Source organism: Pseudomonas sp. RL_5y_Pfl2_69 (assembly GCF_963970465.1).
Taxonomy (GTDB): domain Bacteria; phylum Pseudomonadota; class Gammaproteobacteria; order Pseudomonadales; family Pseudomonadaceae; genus Aquipseudomonas.
Genome location: NZ_CAXAOU010000015.1, coordinates 145,078 through 161,033, shown reverse-complemented (window position 1 = coordinate 161,033; position 15,956 = coordinate 145,078). Strand labels below are relative to the sequence as shown.

General features: G+C 59.3%; 11 protein-coding genes and 1 pseudogene. 9 read left to right on the top strand and 3 right to left on the bottom strand.

Translation table 11 applies throughout. From position 1 onward, the window contains the following. A pseudogene (locus AACY07_RS22145) lies at nt 1-567 on the top strand (lipase family protein); the annotation flags it as partial. 221 nt (nt 568-788) lie between these two features. Here the strand turns inward: AACY07_RS22145 and AACY07_RS22140 are convergent. Continuing rightward, nucleotides 789-3,263, bottom strand: coding sequence for a TonB-dependent siderophore receptor (locus tag AACY07_RS22140; RefSeq protein WP_339477660.1), 2,475 nt, complete (start codon nt 3,261-3,263; stop codon nt 789-791). 327 nt (nt 3,264-3,590) lie between these two features. Here AACY07_RS22140 and AACY07_RS22135 point away from each other — a divergent pair, with 327 nt between their 5' ends. Further along, nucleotides 3,591-4,457: a pirin family protein gene (locus AACY07_RS22135; RefSeq protein ID WP_339477658.1), complete on the top strand. Its 867-nt coding sequence runs from the start codon at nt 3,591-3,593 to the stop codon at nt 4,455-4,457. A gap of 112 nt (nt 4,458-4,569) precedes the next feature. Here the strand turns inward: AACY07_RS22135 and AACY07_RS22130 are convergent, their stop codons facing one another. Together AACY07_RS22130 and AACY07_RS22125 are read right to left on the bottom strand one after the other, a co-directional pair. Continuing rightward, entirely contained in the window at nt 4,570-5,751 is a 1,182-nt protein-coding gene (locus AACY07_RS22130) for an acetyl-CoA C-acyltransferase family protein (RefSeq protein WP_339477655.1), read from the bottom strand. Between the two features lie 39 nt (nt 5,752-5,790). Continuing rightward, on the bottom strand, nt 5,791-6,711 hold the full coding sequence (locus AACY07_RS22125) for a LysR family transcriptional regulator (protein ID WP_339477653.1): 921 nt from the start codon (nt 6,709-6,711) through the stop codon (nt 5,791-5,793). Nucleotides 6,712-6,844: 133 nt separating this feature from the next. On the opposite strand from AACY07_RS22125, the gene leuC reads away from it, so the two are divergent. From leuC to AACY07_RS22090, 7 genes are all read left to right on the top strand, one after another. After that, nucleotides 6,845-8,263, top strand: a complete 1,419-nt coding sequence (gene leuC / locus AACY07_RS22120; protein ID WP_339477651.1) for a 3-isopropylmalate dehydratase large subunit — start codon at nt 6,845-6,847, stop codon at nt 8,261-8,263. 10 nt (nt 8,264-8,273) lie between these two features. Beyond that, nucleotides 8,274-8,918, top strand: coding sequence for a 3-isopropylmalate dehydratase small subunit (gene leuD / locus AACY07_RS22115; protein WP_326398181.1), 645 nt, complete (start codon nt 8,274-8,276; stop codon nt 8,916-8,918). A 119-nt stretch (nt 8,919-9,037) separates the two neighbouring features. After that, on the top strand, nt 9,038-9,805 hold the full coding sequence (locus AACY07_RS22110) for a class I SAM-dependent methyltransferase (RefSeq protein ID WP_339477648.1): 768 nt from the start codon (nt 9,038-9,040) through the stop codon (nt 9,803-9,805). Between the two features lie 57 nt (nt 9,806-9,862). Next, nucleotides 9,863-10,945: a 3-isopropylmalate dehydrogenase gene (gene leuB, locus AACY07_RS22105; protein ID WP_133079413.1), complete on the top strand. Its 1,083-nt coding sequence runs from the start codon at nt 9,863-9,865 to the stop codon at nt 10,943-10,945. A gap of 68 nt (nt 10,946-11,013) precedes the next feature. Continuing rightward, nucleotides 11,014-12,126, top strand: coding sequence for an aspartate-semialdehyde dehydrogenase (gene asd, locus AACY07_RS22100; protein ID WP_133079412.1), 1,113 nt, complete (start codon nt 11,014-11,016; stop codon nt 12,124-12,126). 280 nt (nt 12,127-12,406) lie between these two features. Further along, nucleotides 12,407-13,417 (top strand): aspartate-semialdehyde dehydrogenase, encoded by a 1,011-nt coding sequence (locus AACY07_RS22095; protein WP_339477645.1) that lies wholly within the window; start codon nt 12,407-12,409, stop codon nt 13,415-13,417. Nucleotides 13,418-13,546: 129 nt separating this feature from the next. After that, nucleotides 13,547-15,949, top strand: a complete 2,403-nt coding sequence (locus tag AACY07_RS22090) for a FimV/HubP family polar landmark protein (RefSeq protein ID WP_339477642.1) — start codon at nt 13,547-13,549, stop codon at nt 15,947-15,949. Nucleotides 15,950-15,956: the final 7 nt, after the last annotated feature.

Here is a 15,956-nt window from a genome sequence, read left to right as displayed (position 1 = left end):
GCGCTAAAGGCAACGGACGGCCTGCCCTCCCGTGGCTCATTCTTGCGACAAGTGATTGATAATGCCCACCACAAAATGGTCGTCAGCTACATTCCCAACTGCTGGGCCAGCCTGCGCCGCTGGCAGGATGCTCAGGAGTCCAATCGCTCATTGGTGACTATTGATGAGTTTGAGCAGGTGGATGAGGCATTAACCAATGCCAAGCGGCAAGTACTCACCCTGGAGAGCCGCCTGGCGGCGAGCTCCGACAAATATGTCCGTAATCAAGCCGCGGCGATGGCCGCTCTTCAACAAGAGTTTCGCAACATAGAGATCACGCGCACGCGGCTGAGCGAGTTACGGGTTAGCCGTGTCAGTGAGGCCGATGTGTATGGCGTGTTCGCGGGACTACCCGAACTGACTGATGAGGATTTGCCTCGCTGGAAAGCTCATGCAGAGAACCGTAAGGAGGAACAACTGGCAATGGCTCCGCCAGCAGCCGGCGATGATGAGCGGGCGATAGCAGCCATTATCGGAGTCCGCATTCCGGGAACACCCTTCAATTTCGATATTGATTCGTTTAGCTAGCCCGTTTGGGATATGGCTCTCGCGCTGCGTGAACAGAACATGACTTCTCTTAAAGCCAGCTTCGCAAACGCTGACCGGGCATTGTGACTGAGCGCTGAAAACCGATGGCCCCAGCACGCGTCCGGTTGACCTGGAAAGAGGGCAGGGAGTGGGATCCATTAACCCCATCGTTGAGCCGGTGAGGTTTATGGATCCCATCTGAAGGGTTTAGGGATGAGAGCTTAGAAGGTGTATTTGGAGGTCAGCATCAGGCTGCGAGGTTCGCCGTAGTAGGTGGTGCTGAAGTTGCCCAGGCCCGACAGGTATTTTTTGTCGAACACGTTGTTGGCGTTGAGGTTGAACGACAGGTGTTCGTTGTACTCGTAGCGGGTCATCAGGTTGACCAGCGCAAAGCTTTGCTGCTCGATGATGTCGTAGTCTTCTTTGGCCGAGTTGTAGATCTTGCCGTAGAACGGGCTCTGCCAGTTCACGCCACCGCCCACGGTCACCTTGTTCATCACGCCCGGCAGGCGGTAGGTGGTAAACACCCGCGCCACGTTTTCCGGTTTGGTGGTTTCCAGCGGGTAGCCATAGACACGCTCCCCATCATCGGAGCGAGTTCTGGCGTAGGTGTAGCCTGCCATCAGGTTCCAGTCCGGCATCAGCTCACCGGACAGCTCAAGTTCAATGCCGTTGGTGGTTGCACCATCCAGGGATTCGAAGATGCCCAGGTTGGTGTTTGCGTTTGTGCCCACCTGGATGGGTACATTTTTCTGTTCGGTACGGAACACCGCTGCACTGGCATTCAAACGACCATCGAAGTACTCGGCCTTGACGCCGAGTTCGTAGCTGTTGCCTTCAGTGGGTGCCAGGGTGGCGCCAGAACCGCTTTGCTCGGTGAGGGGTTTATAGATGGAGGTGTAGCTGCCATACACCGAGTAGTTTTCATTGATGTCATACACCACGCCAGCGTAGGGCGTCACCTCGCCGTGTTGCTTGGCAGAGGTTTTGTTGTCCTGGAAGTTGCTGCTCTGCTGGTAATACCGATAGGTGCTGTTGTACTGGAAGTCACTCAGGCGGCTGCCGAGGATAATCGACCAGTCGTCCGCAGGCTTGAAGCGTGCGGCGATGTAGGCGCTGTTCTGATTCTGGTTGGTTTCATATTTGCCGTTCTTCGGGAAGTCCGGCCGTGGGTAGTTGCCGTTCCAGTCAAAGATGCTTTCGGACAGCACACGATATTCGCTGCTGTCGAAGGTCGCCCCGGTCTGGCGGGAGGACTGGGACGTGGCGCCGACCACCAGTTCATGCTCGCGGCCAAACAGGGTAAACGGGCCGGTGGCATTGATATCGACAGTGTTTTGGACGCGATGGCCTTCCCAGTGACCCCAGTAGAAGGACATGCCGTCGCCTGTCACCGGATCAGGCATGCCGCCACTGGCCGAGCCCAGCAGGGTGTCGTGGTCGTTGGTTTGCTGGGTCAGGCTGCCTTTGACTTTCCAGTCATTGGCAAAGCGGTGCTCCAGGGAGGCGAAGGTCGTCTGGATTTGAACGTCGCGACGGCTCCAGTCGGTGGCCGGGTTGAACGAGCGGCTGAAATCGGTCTTGGTGTAGTTGGAGTAGTAGTACGGGTTGCCGGTCCAGGACGAGCCGCGTGGCTTGATGTTCTGGTAGTCCATGCCAAAGGTGAGCAGGGTGTCGGGGGTGAGGTCGGCCTGGATGATGCCGTACATCACATCATTCTTTTTTGAATAGTGATCGCGGTACGAGTCGGCATCCTGGTACACCGCCACCATGCGACCGCGCACACTGCCATCTTCATTCAGCGGCCCCGAAATATCGCCTTCGGTGCGGTAGTTGTCCCACGAACCTGCGCTGGCCGAGATCGAGGCCTTGAAGTCGCGGGTCGGCTTTTTGCGGATCAGGTTGACCGTGGCCGAAGGCTCGCCCGAGCCGGACAGCAGGCCGGTGGCACCCTTGACGATATCTACCCGGTCATACAGGGCCATGTCGACCTTGGTTGCGCCCTCATCGAACACCCCGTCATACAGCGTGTTGACACCGTCGTACTGGAAGTTGGTGATTGCATAGCCGCGGGCCGAGTATTCCATCCGGTCGCTGTCGTAGGCCTGGGTGGACACACCCGGCGCGTTGCGCAGCACGTCACCGATACTTTGGGCCGCCTGGTCGTCCATCATCTGGCGGGTGACTACGGTCACGGTTTGCGGGGTCTCGCGCAATGAAAGGGCCAGTTTGGTCGAGCTGTTGCTGGCCCCGGTCGTGTAGGAACGGGTGTCTTCTGTGGTCAGCGAGTCGCCCAGACCCTTGCCGGAAACAGTGGTCGCACCCAATTCCAGGCCTTTGCCTTGGGGGGCGCTCAGAATCACCGTGTCGCCATTGAGCTGATACGAAATGCCGCTGCCTTGCAGCAGGGACTCCAGAGCCTTGACCGGTTCGAGCGAGCCGGACACGGGGCGGGACGTGATGCCTTGGACCTGATCCGGGCTATACAGGATTTGCAGATTGGCTTGCTTGCCCAGTTCATTCAGCGCGCTGGCCAGGGATTGAGACGGAATATTCAAGGCCACCGGCGCCGCCTGGGCAATGGATGAACCCAGCAATACCGAGGCTACAAAGGCGCTGGACAGCAGGGTGCGGCGAACAGTCTGGCGCTGGGTAGCGATCGAAAGAGGGGTCCGGCTCAAGTTGGGTCGTTGCATCGCGTGCCTAGGCTCCGAAGTGGGGAATTTCTTTTTTGTTAATGGGAATAGTTATTAGACGCAGCGCGATGGAGAAACCAGAAACAGGATTTTCAAATAGTTTTATTTAGCTGATGGCCACAGTCGGGGCCTTGGTGGGAGCGGGCTTGCTCGCGATGCAGGCGACTCGGTTTGCCTGATTGATCCCATTGATGCCATCGCGAGCAAGCCCGCTCCCACAGTGCAATAGATTGTTCTGTTAGTGGGACGATTAGTGTCAAAAACACTGTCTAGTCTTATGGATGAATCGAATCTAAGCTTGTCCCCATGATTGACAGGAGGTGCAACATGAAAAAAATTCTGGGTGTGTACACAGCTCCCCGTCCCCATTGGGTCGGCGATGGCTTTCCGGTTCGCACGTTGTTTTCCTATGACAGCATGGGCAAATACATCAGCCCGTTCCTGCTGCTTGATTACGCTGGGCCAGCCGAGTTCTCGCCAACCACAGAGCGTCGTGGTGTGGGCCAGCACCCCCATCGTGGTTTCGAAACCGTGACCATCGTCTACAAAGGCGAAGTTGAGCACCGTGATTCCACCGGTAACGGCGGGGTGATCGGCCCTGGTGATGTGCAATGGATGACTGCGGCTTCGGGGATCCTGCACGAGGAGTTTCATTCCGAGGCGTTTGCCCGCAGTGGCGGCCCGCTGGAAATGGTGCAGCTATGGGTCAACCTGCCGGCCAGGGACAAAATGTCGGCGCCGGGGTATCAGGGCATTGTGGACCGGGATATTCCTGATCTGGCGCTAAAGGACGATGCCGGTCGGTTGCGCCTGATTGCCGGTGAGTTCGATGGCACGCGTGGCCCGGCGCGGACCTTCACCGATATCGACGTGTGGGACATCCGCCTGAACGCGGGTAAGTCGGCGACATTCGATGTGCATCAGGGGCGCAACACGGCGCTGGTGGTGTTGCACGGTGCGGTTGAGGTCAACGGTCAGGAAGTGGTGCGCGAAGGGCTGTTGGCGCTGTTCGAGCGTGACGGTTCGCAAGTCCGGCTTGAGGCCAATAACGATGCGGTGCTGCTGATCCTGAGTGGTGAGCCGATCGACGAACCGATCGTGGGGCATGGCCCGTTTGTGATGAACACGGATGCCGAGATCCAGCAGGCATTTGTTGACTTCCAGTCGGGCAAGTTTGGCCGTATGCCTGCGTAGTGCCATGCGACCTGTGGGAGCGGGCTTGCCCGCGATGGCATCGCCCTGGTTTACCTGACAGACCGCGGGGCCTGCATCGCGAGCAAGCCCGCTCCCACTCATGTACGAGGGTTCAAACCCGTTCGAAAATCACCGCGATGCCCTGGCCGCCACCGATGCACATGGTTGCCAGGGCGTAGCGGCCCTTGATCCGGTGCAGTTCATGGATGGCCTTGGTGGCGATGATCGCGCCGGTGGCGCCAACCGGGTGCCCCAGGGCGATCCCCGAGCCATTGGGGTTGACCTTGGCCGGGTCCATGTCCAGCTCCTGCATCACGGCGCAGGCTTGGGCGGCGAAGGCGATATTGGCTTCGATGACGTCCATGTCTTCAATGTTCAACCCCGCCCGTTTAAGCGCCAGGCGCGTTGCCGGAATCGGTCCAAGGCCCATCAATTCGGGTTCTACCCCGGCATGGGCATACGCCACCAGGCGGGCCATTGGCGTCAGGTTGCCAGCCTGTACCGCAGCGCCACTGGCCAATACCAGCGCCGCTGCACCGTCATTGAGCCCTGATGCGTTGCCTGCGGTCACGCTGCCGTCCTTCTTGAACGCAGGTTTCATCTGCGCCAGCTGTTCCAGGGTGGTGGCCCGCGGGTGTTCATCCTGACTGAACATCACGCTGCCCTTGCGGCTGCGTACCTCAACTGCGGCGATCTGACTGTCGAAGTACCCCTGGGCGATGGCGCGCGCTGCGCGCTGCTGGTCTTCAAATGCCAGGGCATCCTGGGTCTGGCGGCTGATGCTGTTGCGCTGGGCGATGTTCTCGGCGGTGACGCCCATATGAATGCCGTGGAACGGGTCGTGCAGAATGCCGAGCATGTAATCGAGCATCTGCCCATCCCCCATGCGCGCTCCCCAACGGGCAGCAGGCAGCAGGTACGGGCCGCGGCTCATGGCTTCGGCCCCGGCGCCAATGGCAAATTCGGCATCGCCGAGCATCAGGGTGTGGGCGGCCGAAATAATGGCCTGCAAGCCGGAGCCGCAGAGGCGATTGACGTTATAGGCCGGGGTTTCTTTGGGGATCCCGGCATTGATCGCGGCGACTCGCGCCAGGTAGGCATCCTGGGGCTCGGTTGGAATCACGTTGCCCATCACTACGTGGCCGATGCGCTCGGGATCGACCTGGCTGTTCAGCAACGCGGCTTTTACGGCGGTGGTTGCCAGGTCGGCCAGAGGCACGTCCTTGAGGGCGCCACCAAACGTACCAATGGCCGTTCGCTGGGCGCTGAGAATGAAAATGTCAGGAGCTTGCATGGCGGATCCTTGTTGTTTTAGTGGGCCAAATGCGCTGGATTATTTCACTGGGATGCTTAGTGGAGCGTCGTCCGTTTGAAGGGGCCGGGTGTCGACCTGGCCATCCAGAAGGGTCATGAAGGCATGGGCCGCATTGGACAGAGTCCGCTCCGTATGCAGGATATAACCCAGCTGGCGCGTCAACTGGATGCCGGGCAAGGCAATCGATGCCACTTGCTCGTCGAGCATGGTGCGCGGCAGTACGCTCCAGGCCAGCCCGATGGAGACCATCATTTTGATGGTTTCCAGGTAGTTGGTGCTCATGGCGATATTGGGGGTAAGGCCCTGGGCTTCAAACAGGCGATGGACAATATGGTGGGTGAAGGTATTGCCGCCAGGGAACACCGCCGGATGACGCGCGATATCCGCCATGCTGACCGCCTTTTTCCGGGTCAGGCTGTGCTCGGGGGCGACCACGAAGTCCAGCGGATCATCCCATACGGGCACGGCCCGAATCAGCGAGTGAGGTTCCGGTGCGAGGGTGATCACGGCCAGTTCGGCGCGGCCATGGAGAATTTCGTCATAGGCCACCTCTGAATCCAGGAACTGAATGTCCAGCGCGACTTTGGGATAGGTGCGGGTGAACTCGCGCAGCAAAGGCGGCAGACGGTGCAGGCCAATGTGATGGCTGGTGGCCAGGGTCAGACGCCCGCTGACCTCACCATTGAGGTTGTTCAGCGCCCTGCGGGTGTCATCCAGCACGTTGAGAATCTGATAGGCCCGTGGCAGTAATGCCCGTCCCGCCTCGGTCAGGCTGACCTCACGCCCCAGCCGGTCGAACAGCCTGAGCTTGAGTTGCTGCTCGATACTGGCGATGCGTTTACTGATGGCGGGCTGGGTCAGGAACAGCCGTTCGGCGGCCCCGGAAAAGCTGCCGGTTTCAGCAATGGCAATAAAGGCATTGAGATTCGCGAGATCCATCTATTCGAATTCCTGTTGGTTATCCAAAGCATGAAAATTATGAATTTGAGTTATTAACTGTAACCCCATAGGATCGACCTCACAAGCCAAGTGGTTATTGGCACAGAAAAGTAGCTGATGAGGAAACCGTCTGATGGCCGGCAAAACGCTCTACGACAAGCTCTGGGATTCGCATTTGGTCAAGCAGCGCGACGATGGTTCGGCGCTGATCTATATCGACCGTCACATCATTCATGAAGTGACGTCGCCGCAGGCCTTTGAAGGTCTGCGTCTGGCCGGGCGCAAGCCTTGGCGCATCGATGCCAACATCGCCACCCCGGACCACAACGTACCGACCACGCCGGAACGCAAAGGCGGGATCGAAGCGATTGCTGACGAAGTTTCCCGTTTGCAGGTCCAGACCCTCGACGACAACTGCGACGAGTACGGCATTACCGAGTTCAAGATGAACGACGTGCGCCAGGGCATCGTTCACGTGATCGGCCCGGAGCAGGGCGCCACCTTGCCGGGCATGACCGTGGTCTGCGGCGACTCGCACACCTCGACCCACGGTGCATTCGGTGCATTGGCCCACGGCATCGGCACCTCCGAGGTTGAGCATGTGCTCGCCACGCAGTGTCTCGTCGCCAAGAAAATGAAGAACATGCTGGTGTCGGTCGAAGGGCAATTGCCGTTCGGCGTGACAGCCAAGGACATCGTACTGGCAGTGATCGGCAAGATCGGCACCGCAGGCGGCAATGGTCACGCCATCGAGTTTGCCGGCAGCGCGATCCGCGACTTGTCGGTTGAAGGCCGCATGACCATCTGCAACATGTCCATCGAAGCCGGTGCCCGCGTAGGCCTGGTAGCGGCGGATCAGAAGACGGTCGATTACGTGAAGGGTCGTCCGTTCTCTCCTAAAGGCGCCGAATGGGACATGGCCGTCGAAGCCTGGAAAGACCTGGTTTCCGACAGCGATGCAACCTTCGACACCGTGGTTGAACTCGACGCTGCCCAGATCAAGCCTCAAGTCAGCTGGGGTACTTCGCCCGAGATGGTATTGGCAGTTGATCAGAACGTGCCGGATCCGGCGCAGGAAGCCGACCTGGTCAAGCGCGGCTCGATCGAACGTGCGCTGAAGTACATGGGGTTGACGGCTAATCAGGCGATCACCGATATCCAGCTGGATCGCGTGTTTATCGGCTCGTGCACCAACTCTCGAATCGAAGACTTGCGTGCTGCAGCCGTGATTGCCAAAGGCCGTAAAGTGGCGTCCACCATCAAGCAGGCGATCGTGGTACCGGGCTCGGGCCTGGTCAAGGCCCAGGCTGAATCGGAAGGGCTGGACAAGATTTTCCTGGAGGCCGGTTTTGAATGGCGTGAGCCAGGTTGCTCGATGTGCCTGGCGATGAACCCGGACCGACTGGAGTCCAGCGAGCATTGCGCATCGACCTCCAACCGCAACTTCGAAGGCCGTCAGGGTGCCGGTGGCCGTACGCACCTGGTGAGCCCGGCAATGGCCGCCGCCGCCGCTGTGAACGGTCGTTTCATCGACGTCCGCGAATTGATCTAAGGAGCGCAGCATGAAAGCTTTTACTCAGCACACCGGTTTGGTCGCGCCTTTGGATCGAGCCAACGTGGACACGGACCAAATCATTCCCAAGCAGTTTTTGAAGTCGATCAAACGCACCGGCTTTGGTCCGAACCTGTTTGATGAATGGCGCTACCTGGATGTGGGGCAGCCCTATCAGGACAACTCCAAGCGTCCGCTGAACAAGGACTTTGTACTCAATGCCGAGCGTTATCAGGGCGCCAGTGTGTTGCTGGCCCGTGAAAACTTCGGTTGCGGCTCCAGCCGTGAGCACGCGCCCTGGGCGCTGGAAGAGTACGGATTTCGCAGCATCATCGCACCGAGTTATGCCGACATCTTCTTCAATAACAGCTTCAAGAATGGCTTGTTGCCGATCATTTTGAGCGACGCCGAAGTGGATGAGCTGTTTGCCCAGGTCGAAGCCGAGCCGGGTTACCAGCTCAATATCGACCTTGAAGCACAAACCGTGACCCGTCCTGATGGCAAGGTCTTGAGCTTTGAGATCGATGCGTTTCGCAAGCACTGTTTGCTCAACGGCCTGGACGATATCGGTCTGACCTTGCAGGACGACGTAGCGATTGCCGCATTTGAAAGCAAGCACCGTGCAAGCCAGCCGTGGTTGTTCCGCGACGCATAACACGCCTTGTAGTCGCTGCCGCAGGCTGCGAAGGGTTTCGTAGCAACCCGTTTTCTGGAATCTCCGCGACCCCTATCGCAGCCTGCGGCAGCGACTACAGATTCAACAAGGACATCAACATGACCAGCACCGCCCAGCACACCCAGGTTGTACAAAAGCAGTTCGGCGAACAGGCGTCGGCCTATCTGAGCAGTGCCGTGCACGCGCAAGGCACTGAGTTCGGCCTGCTAAAGGCTGAGCTGGCTGACAAACCGCAGGCGCGGGTGCTGGACCTGGGGTGTGGCGCGGGTCATGTGAGCTTTCACGTGGCAGCACTGGTCAAGGATGTCGTGGCCTACGACCTGTCGCAGCCAATGCTCGATGTGGTCAGTGCGGCGGCAACCGATCGCGGACTGGGCAACATCACCACCGTGTGCGGTGCGGCCGAGCGCCTGCCGTTTGCCGACGCTGAATTCGATTACGTACTCAGCCGTTATTCGACCCATCACTGGAACGACGTCGGCCTGGCCCTGCGCGAAGTTCGCCGGGTACTCAAGCCCGGTGGTGTAGCGGTGTTTATTGATGTGATGTCGCCGGGCAGCGCGTTGCTGGACACCTACCTGCAAGCGGTCGAGGTGCTGCGCGATACCAGTCATGTGCGCAACTACTCTGCGGGCGAATGGCTGCGTCAGGTCAGTGAAGCCGGTTTGCATACGCGCAGCACACAGCGTCAGCGTTTGCGTTTAGAGTTCAGCTCCTGGATCGAGCGCATGCGCACGCCGCAGGTCATGAGCGCGGCCATTCGCCAACTGCAGCAGGCGATGGGCAGCGAGGTTCGCGAGTATTTCGAGATTGAAGCCGATGGCACGTTCAGCACCGATGTGCTGGTGCTGTGGGCCGAGAAGTAACCCCACTATTTCAGGATGCGCCTGCGGGGGCATCAACAGACAAGAAAAGAGGAACCCATGAGCAAGCAGATTCTGATTCTCCCAGGCGACGGTATCGGTCCGGAAATCATGGCCGAAGCGGTCAAGGTGCTGGCATTGGCCAACGACAAGTTCAACCTGAACTTTGAACTGACCCACGACGTGATCGGCGGTGCTGCCATCGACAAGCATGGCGTGCCGCTGGCCGACGAGACCCTGGAACGCGCCCGTGCTGCGGACGCTGTACTGCTGGGCGCCGTGGGTGGCCCGAAATGGGACAAGATCGAACGCGACATTCGTCCTGAGCGCGGCCTGCTGAAAATCCGTGCGCAATTGGGCCTGTTCGGCAACCTGCGTCCGGCCATCCTGTACCCGCAACTGGCGGATGCTTCGAGCCTCAAGCCTGAAATCGTCGCGGGCCTTGATATCCTGATCGTTCGCGAACTGACTGGCGGCATTTATTTCGGCGCGCCACGTGGCACCCGCGAACTGGAAAACGGCGAGCGTCAGGCCTATGACACGCTGCCGTACAGCGAAAGTGAAATCCGTCGCATCGCCCGTGTCGGTTTCGACATGGCCCGTGTTCGCGGCAAAAAGCTGTGCTCGGTAGACAAGGCCAACGTGCTGGCTTCCAGCCAGCTGTGGCGTGAAGTGGTCGAGCAAGTGGCCAAGGACTACCCGGACGTTGAACTGAGCCACATGTACGTCGACAACGCTGCCATGCAGCTGGTGCGTGCGCCCAAGCAATTTGACGTGATCGTGACCGAGAACATGTTCGGCGACATCCTGTCCGATCAGGCCTCGATGCTCACAGGGTCGATTGGCATGCTGCCGTCGGCGTCCCTGGATACCAACAATAAAGGCATGTACGAGCCGTGCCACGGTTCGGCGCCGGACATCGCGGGGCAGGGCATTGCCAACCCGCTGGCAACCATTTTGTCGGTCTCGATGATGCTGCGTTACAGCTTCAATCAGAGTGCTGCGGCCGATGCCATTGAGCAGGCGGTGAGCCTGGTGCTGGACCAGGGTTTGCGTACCGGTGACATCTGGTCGGCGGGTTGCACCAAGGTTGGAACACAGGAAATGGGCGATGCAGTAGTCGCCGCGCTACAGAATCTGTAATCTCTCTGGCCCGTTACTTCCTGTTGGTGGAAGTAACGACCCCACTTTTTGTTAAAGGTGTCGTTGTGATGAAGCGTGTAGGTCTGGTCGGTTGGCGCGGTATGGTTGGTTCCGTACTCATGCAGCGGATGCTGGAAGAGCAGGATTTCGATCTTATTGAGCCCGTGTTTTTTACTACCTCCAATGTCGGTGGACAAGGTCCGTCCGTGGGCAAAGAGATTGCCCCGCTCAAGGATGCTTACAACATTGAAGAGTTGAAAACCCTCGATGTGATTCTGACCTGCCAGGGCGGCGACTACACCACCGAGGTGTTCCCCAAGCTGCGTGAGGCGGGTTGGCAAGGTTACTGGATCGATGCGGCTTCGAGCCTGCGGATGCAGGATGACGCGGTCATTATTCTGGACCCGGTCAACCGCAAGGTGATCGACCAGCAACTGGATGCGGGCACCAAGAACTACATCGGCGGCAACTGCACCGTCAGCCTGATGCTCATGGGCCTGGGCGGCCTGTTCGAAGCGGGTCTGGTGGAGTGGATGAGTGCCATGACCTACCAGGCGGCCTCGGGCGCCGGCGCGCAGAACATGCGTGAGCTGATCAAGCAAATGGGCGCGACCCATGCTGCGGTCGCAGATCAACTGGCTGATCCGGCCAGCGCCATCCTCGACATTGACCGTCGTGTTGCGCAAGCCATGCGCAGCGATGCGTACCCGACCGAGAACTTCGGCGTGCCACTGGCTGGCAGCTTGATCCCGTGGATCGATAAAGAGCTGCCAAACGGTCAGAGCCGCGAAGAATGGAAGGCGCAGGCTGAAACCAACAAGATCCTGGGTCGCTTCAAGAACCCGGTTCCGGTGGACGGCATTTGCGTGCGTATCGGTGCGATGCGTTGCCACAGCCAGGCATTGACCATCAAGCTGAACAAGGATGTGCCGATTGCTGATATCGAAGACCTGATCAGCCAGCACAACCCGTGGGTCAAGCTGGTGCCGAACCAGCGTGAAGCCAGCATTCAGGAACTGAGCCCGACCAAGGTAACAGGTACCCTGAATGTACCGGTTGGCCGTCTGCGCAAGCTGAACATGGGTTCGCAATTCCTCGGTGCTTTCACCGTAGGCGACCAATTGCTGTGGGGTGCGGCTGAGCCGTTGCGTCGCATGCTGCGGATCTTGCTGGAGCGTTAATGCTTCCTGGCAAGTAAAAGGCCCGCCTCTCGCAAGAGTGGCGGGTTTTTTATTGGGCAGGGCATGAGAACTCCGTGCATTTGTAGCGTTGCTCAAATCTGTGGGAGCGGGCTTGCCCGCGATAGCATCACCGCGGTTTACCTGGTGAACCGTGTGGGCCCCATCGCGGGCAAGCCCGCTCCCACAGTCAACTTGGCAGGATCAAATATGCCGGTTGCGTTGCCTGTCGCAGTTGCGACCGGTAAAGTGCCGCTCCCCACGTTTCGCCTGAGGTAGACACATGAGCCAGTCCTTTGATATCGCCGTTGTTGGTGCCACCGGCACCGTCGGCGAAACCATCGTACAAATCCTGGAGGAACGGGATTTCCCGGTTGCGGATTTGCACCTGCTGGCCAGCAGTGAGTCAGTTGGACATTCGGTGCCTTTTCGCGGCAAGAACGTGAGAGTGCGCGAAGTCGACGAGTTCGATTTCAGCAAGGTTCAGCTGGCTTTCTTTGCCGCAGGGCCTGGCGTGACCTTGAGCTTTGCCGCCAAAGCCAGCGCAGCCGGCTGCATTGTGATCGATTTGTCAGGTGCACTGCCTTCGGCTCAAGCACCTCACGTGGTGCCTGAGGCGAATGCGCCGGTTCTGGCAACGTTGCAAAAGCCTGTGCAGGTCAGTAGCCCGAGCCCTTCGGCCACCGCCCTGGCAGTAGCCCTGGCCCCGTTGCGCGGCTTGCTGGACATTCAACAGGTGAGTGTGACCGCGTGCCTGGCAGTGTCTGCTCAGGGGCGTGAAGCGGTTTCCGAGTTGGCGCGCCAAACCACGGCGTTGCTGAACCTGCATCCGCTGGAAACTAGCTTTTTTGATCGCCAGATGGCGTTCAACCTGCTGGCGCAAGTCGGCAAACCAGATGCCCAGGGCCATGTACCGCTGGAAAAACGCCTGGTGACGGAGTTGCGCGAAGTCTTGGGCATGCCAGCACTGAAAATTTCGGTCACATGCATTCAAGCGCCGGTGTTTTTTGGCGATAGCTTTAGTGTGTCCTTGCAGCTGGCCGGGCCGGTGGACTTGGTCGGGGTCAATGCGGCGCTCGAAGCTGGCGATTGTATCGAGCTGGTTGAAGAGGGCGACTACCCTACAGCCGTGGGGGACGCGGTGGGTCAGGACGTGGTGTATGTCGGTCGTGTCCGTCACGGTGTGGACGACACTTCGCAGCTCAATCTGTGGCTGACCTCGGACAACGTGCGCAAGGGTGCTGCGTTGAACGCCGTGCAGTTGGCTGAGTTGTTGATAAAAGACCTGCTGTAAAAGATACTTGGCGCCAATTTGTAGCAGGTTGTCACAGGGTTCCAGCGCCGGTCGTCGCAGTCAGGTTGCTTTCAGGCAGCAGCTCTACAGGTCTCGCGGGACGAGGCCTGTACCAATAAGGAAGAGGCTATGGTTCAGGTTCGCAAATTAGTGTTAGCAATCGCCGCCGCTTCGGCGCTGTCATCCGGTATGGCACACGCGCTTGGGCTCGGGGAGCTGACGCTCAAGTCGACCCAGAACCAGCCATTGCTTGCAGAAATCGAGCTGCTGGACGTCAAGGATCTGACCGCGGCGCAAGTGGTGCCGAGCCTGGCTCCCGAGCAGGAGTTCAGCAAGGCAGGGGTGCCGCGTCCGGCATTTCTGGATGATCTGCGTTTTACTCCGGTGATCAACGCGGATGGCAAGAGCGTATTGCGCGTCACTTCCAGTCAGCCGTTGTCCGAACCTTTCGTAAAGTTCCTGGTGCAGGTGATGTGGCCTAACGGCCGTTTGATGCGCGACTACAGCGTGTTGCTCGACCCTGCAAAGTTCTCGCCTCAGACCGCAGCGGCGGCATCAACCTCTGCGCCTGACTCTGCGCAGCCAGCGCATTACACGACATCGGCCCGTGACACCTTGTGGGAAATCGCGGCCAAGGCACGTAATGGCGGCTCGGTGCAGCAGACCATGCTGGCGATTCAGGCCCTGAACCCTGATGCCTTCATCAACGGCAATATCAACCGCCTTAAAACCGGTCAGGTGCTGCGCTTGCCGGACGCGGGTCAAAGCGTTCAGTTGCCCCAGGCCAAGGCTGTCAACGAAGTGGCCTCGCAAAATGCCGATTGGCGCAATGGCCGTCGCACGGTGCCGCTGGCTCAGCAGCTGGATGCAACCGGTCGCAAGCCTGAATCGACATCTCCTGCCAAGGCTGTGGCGCGGGACGGTTTGAGCCTGGTGTCGGGCCAGGCGGGCAAGGCGGCAGGCAAGGGTGTTGCAGGGGACGCCAGCAATGTGAGCGACAAGCTGGCAATGACCCAGGAGGGGCTGGACACCAGTCGCCGTGAAAATGCCGAGCTGCAAAGCCGGATGAAAGATTTGCAAAGCCAGTTGGACAAACTTCAGCGTTTGATCGTGTTGAAGAATGATCAGTTGGCCAAGCTTGAGGCCGAAAAAGGGCTGCCTGCCGACCCGGCGGCGGCGATACCGGCACAAATCGTCGCCCAGGCGGCGGACGCGCCTGAAGCGGATATAGCCCCGGCGCTTGAGGGTGTACCCGCTACCGCAGTCCCGCCAAGCCCTGTTGAAAGCACTGCACCACCAAGCGCGGAGCGAAAAATCCAGGATCTGCTGGCAAGCCCGATGTTGCTTGGGCTGATAGGTGGCGGGGCGGTGTTGTTGCTGCTCCTTCTTCTCTTGATGGCGCGTCGGCGTAAAGCGCTGCAGGCAGCCGAAAAGCATGCGCGGATGGCTCGGGAACTCGAAGTAGAGTCCGATTTTTCAGTTGATCTGGACATGCCGCAGAGCAGTTTTGAAGGGTTGGAGACTCCATCGCGCAGCGTCAGGCTCGAGCCGGCACCGGCACCGGCACCGGCACCTGCACCAGTGTCAGTGCCTGAAGCTGAAGTGATAGCGCCCGTGATTGCCCCCGTGTCGTTGGCCAAACCTGCTGCTGATGTGCTGGAACAGGCGGAGCAACTGATCGAGCAGCGTCAGTTGACTGAAGCCGCAGCGCTGCTCAAGGCATCGATCGATCAAGCTCCGCAGCGCAGTGATTTGCGTCTCAAGCTGATGCAGGTTTATGGCGAGCTGGGTGAGCGTGAAGCCTTTGTCGCCCAAGAGCGCCAGTTGGTTGCCAATGGCAAGAACCACGCCGAGGTCGAGCAGCTTAAAAAGCGCTACCCGGGCATGCTGGTGGCTGCGGCGGCGGGCATCGCCACGGCGGCTGTGGCAACGCAACTTCAAGCACAATTCGTCCAGGAGATGATGCGTGACGATCGCGAGGTAGAGTCCGAGCCTGTGACTGCTCCTCCTGTAGATGAGTTTGATCACGATTTCGACCTGAGCCTCGACGAGCTTGAGGCCGCGTCACCTGCGGTGGTGTCTGCCGATCTGCCGGGCAAGGACAAGCCTGCGGTCGACAGTTTTGAAGCGGTTCTTGAACAACAGGCTGAAGCTCAGGCTGCCCGTGAAGAACTCTCGGACTTTGATCTGGGCCTGCCGGCGGATTTCGACTTGTCCCTGGCGGATGAGAGCGCCCCGGCGAGTGTTGAGCCTGACAGCTTTTCTCTGGAGCTGGACAAGGTCAATGCCGAGCTGCATCGACTGTCCCAAAGCCTTGAGCAGTCAACCCTGGCTGAGCCTTTTGCCGATGATGAGCCCGAGTTCGACTTCCTGTCGGGCGCCGACGAAACCGCCACCAAGCTCGATCTGGCCCAGGCCTATATCGACATGGGCGATGACGAAGGTGCGCGGGATATCCTGACTGAAGTCATGGAGGAGGGTAATGCTCAGCAGCAGTCTGAAGCCCTGGAAATGCTGGCGCGGTTGACCTGATTGGGTG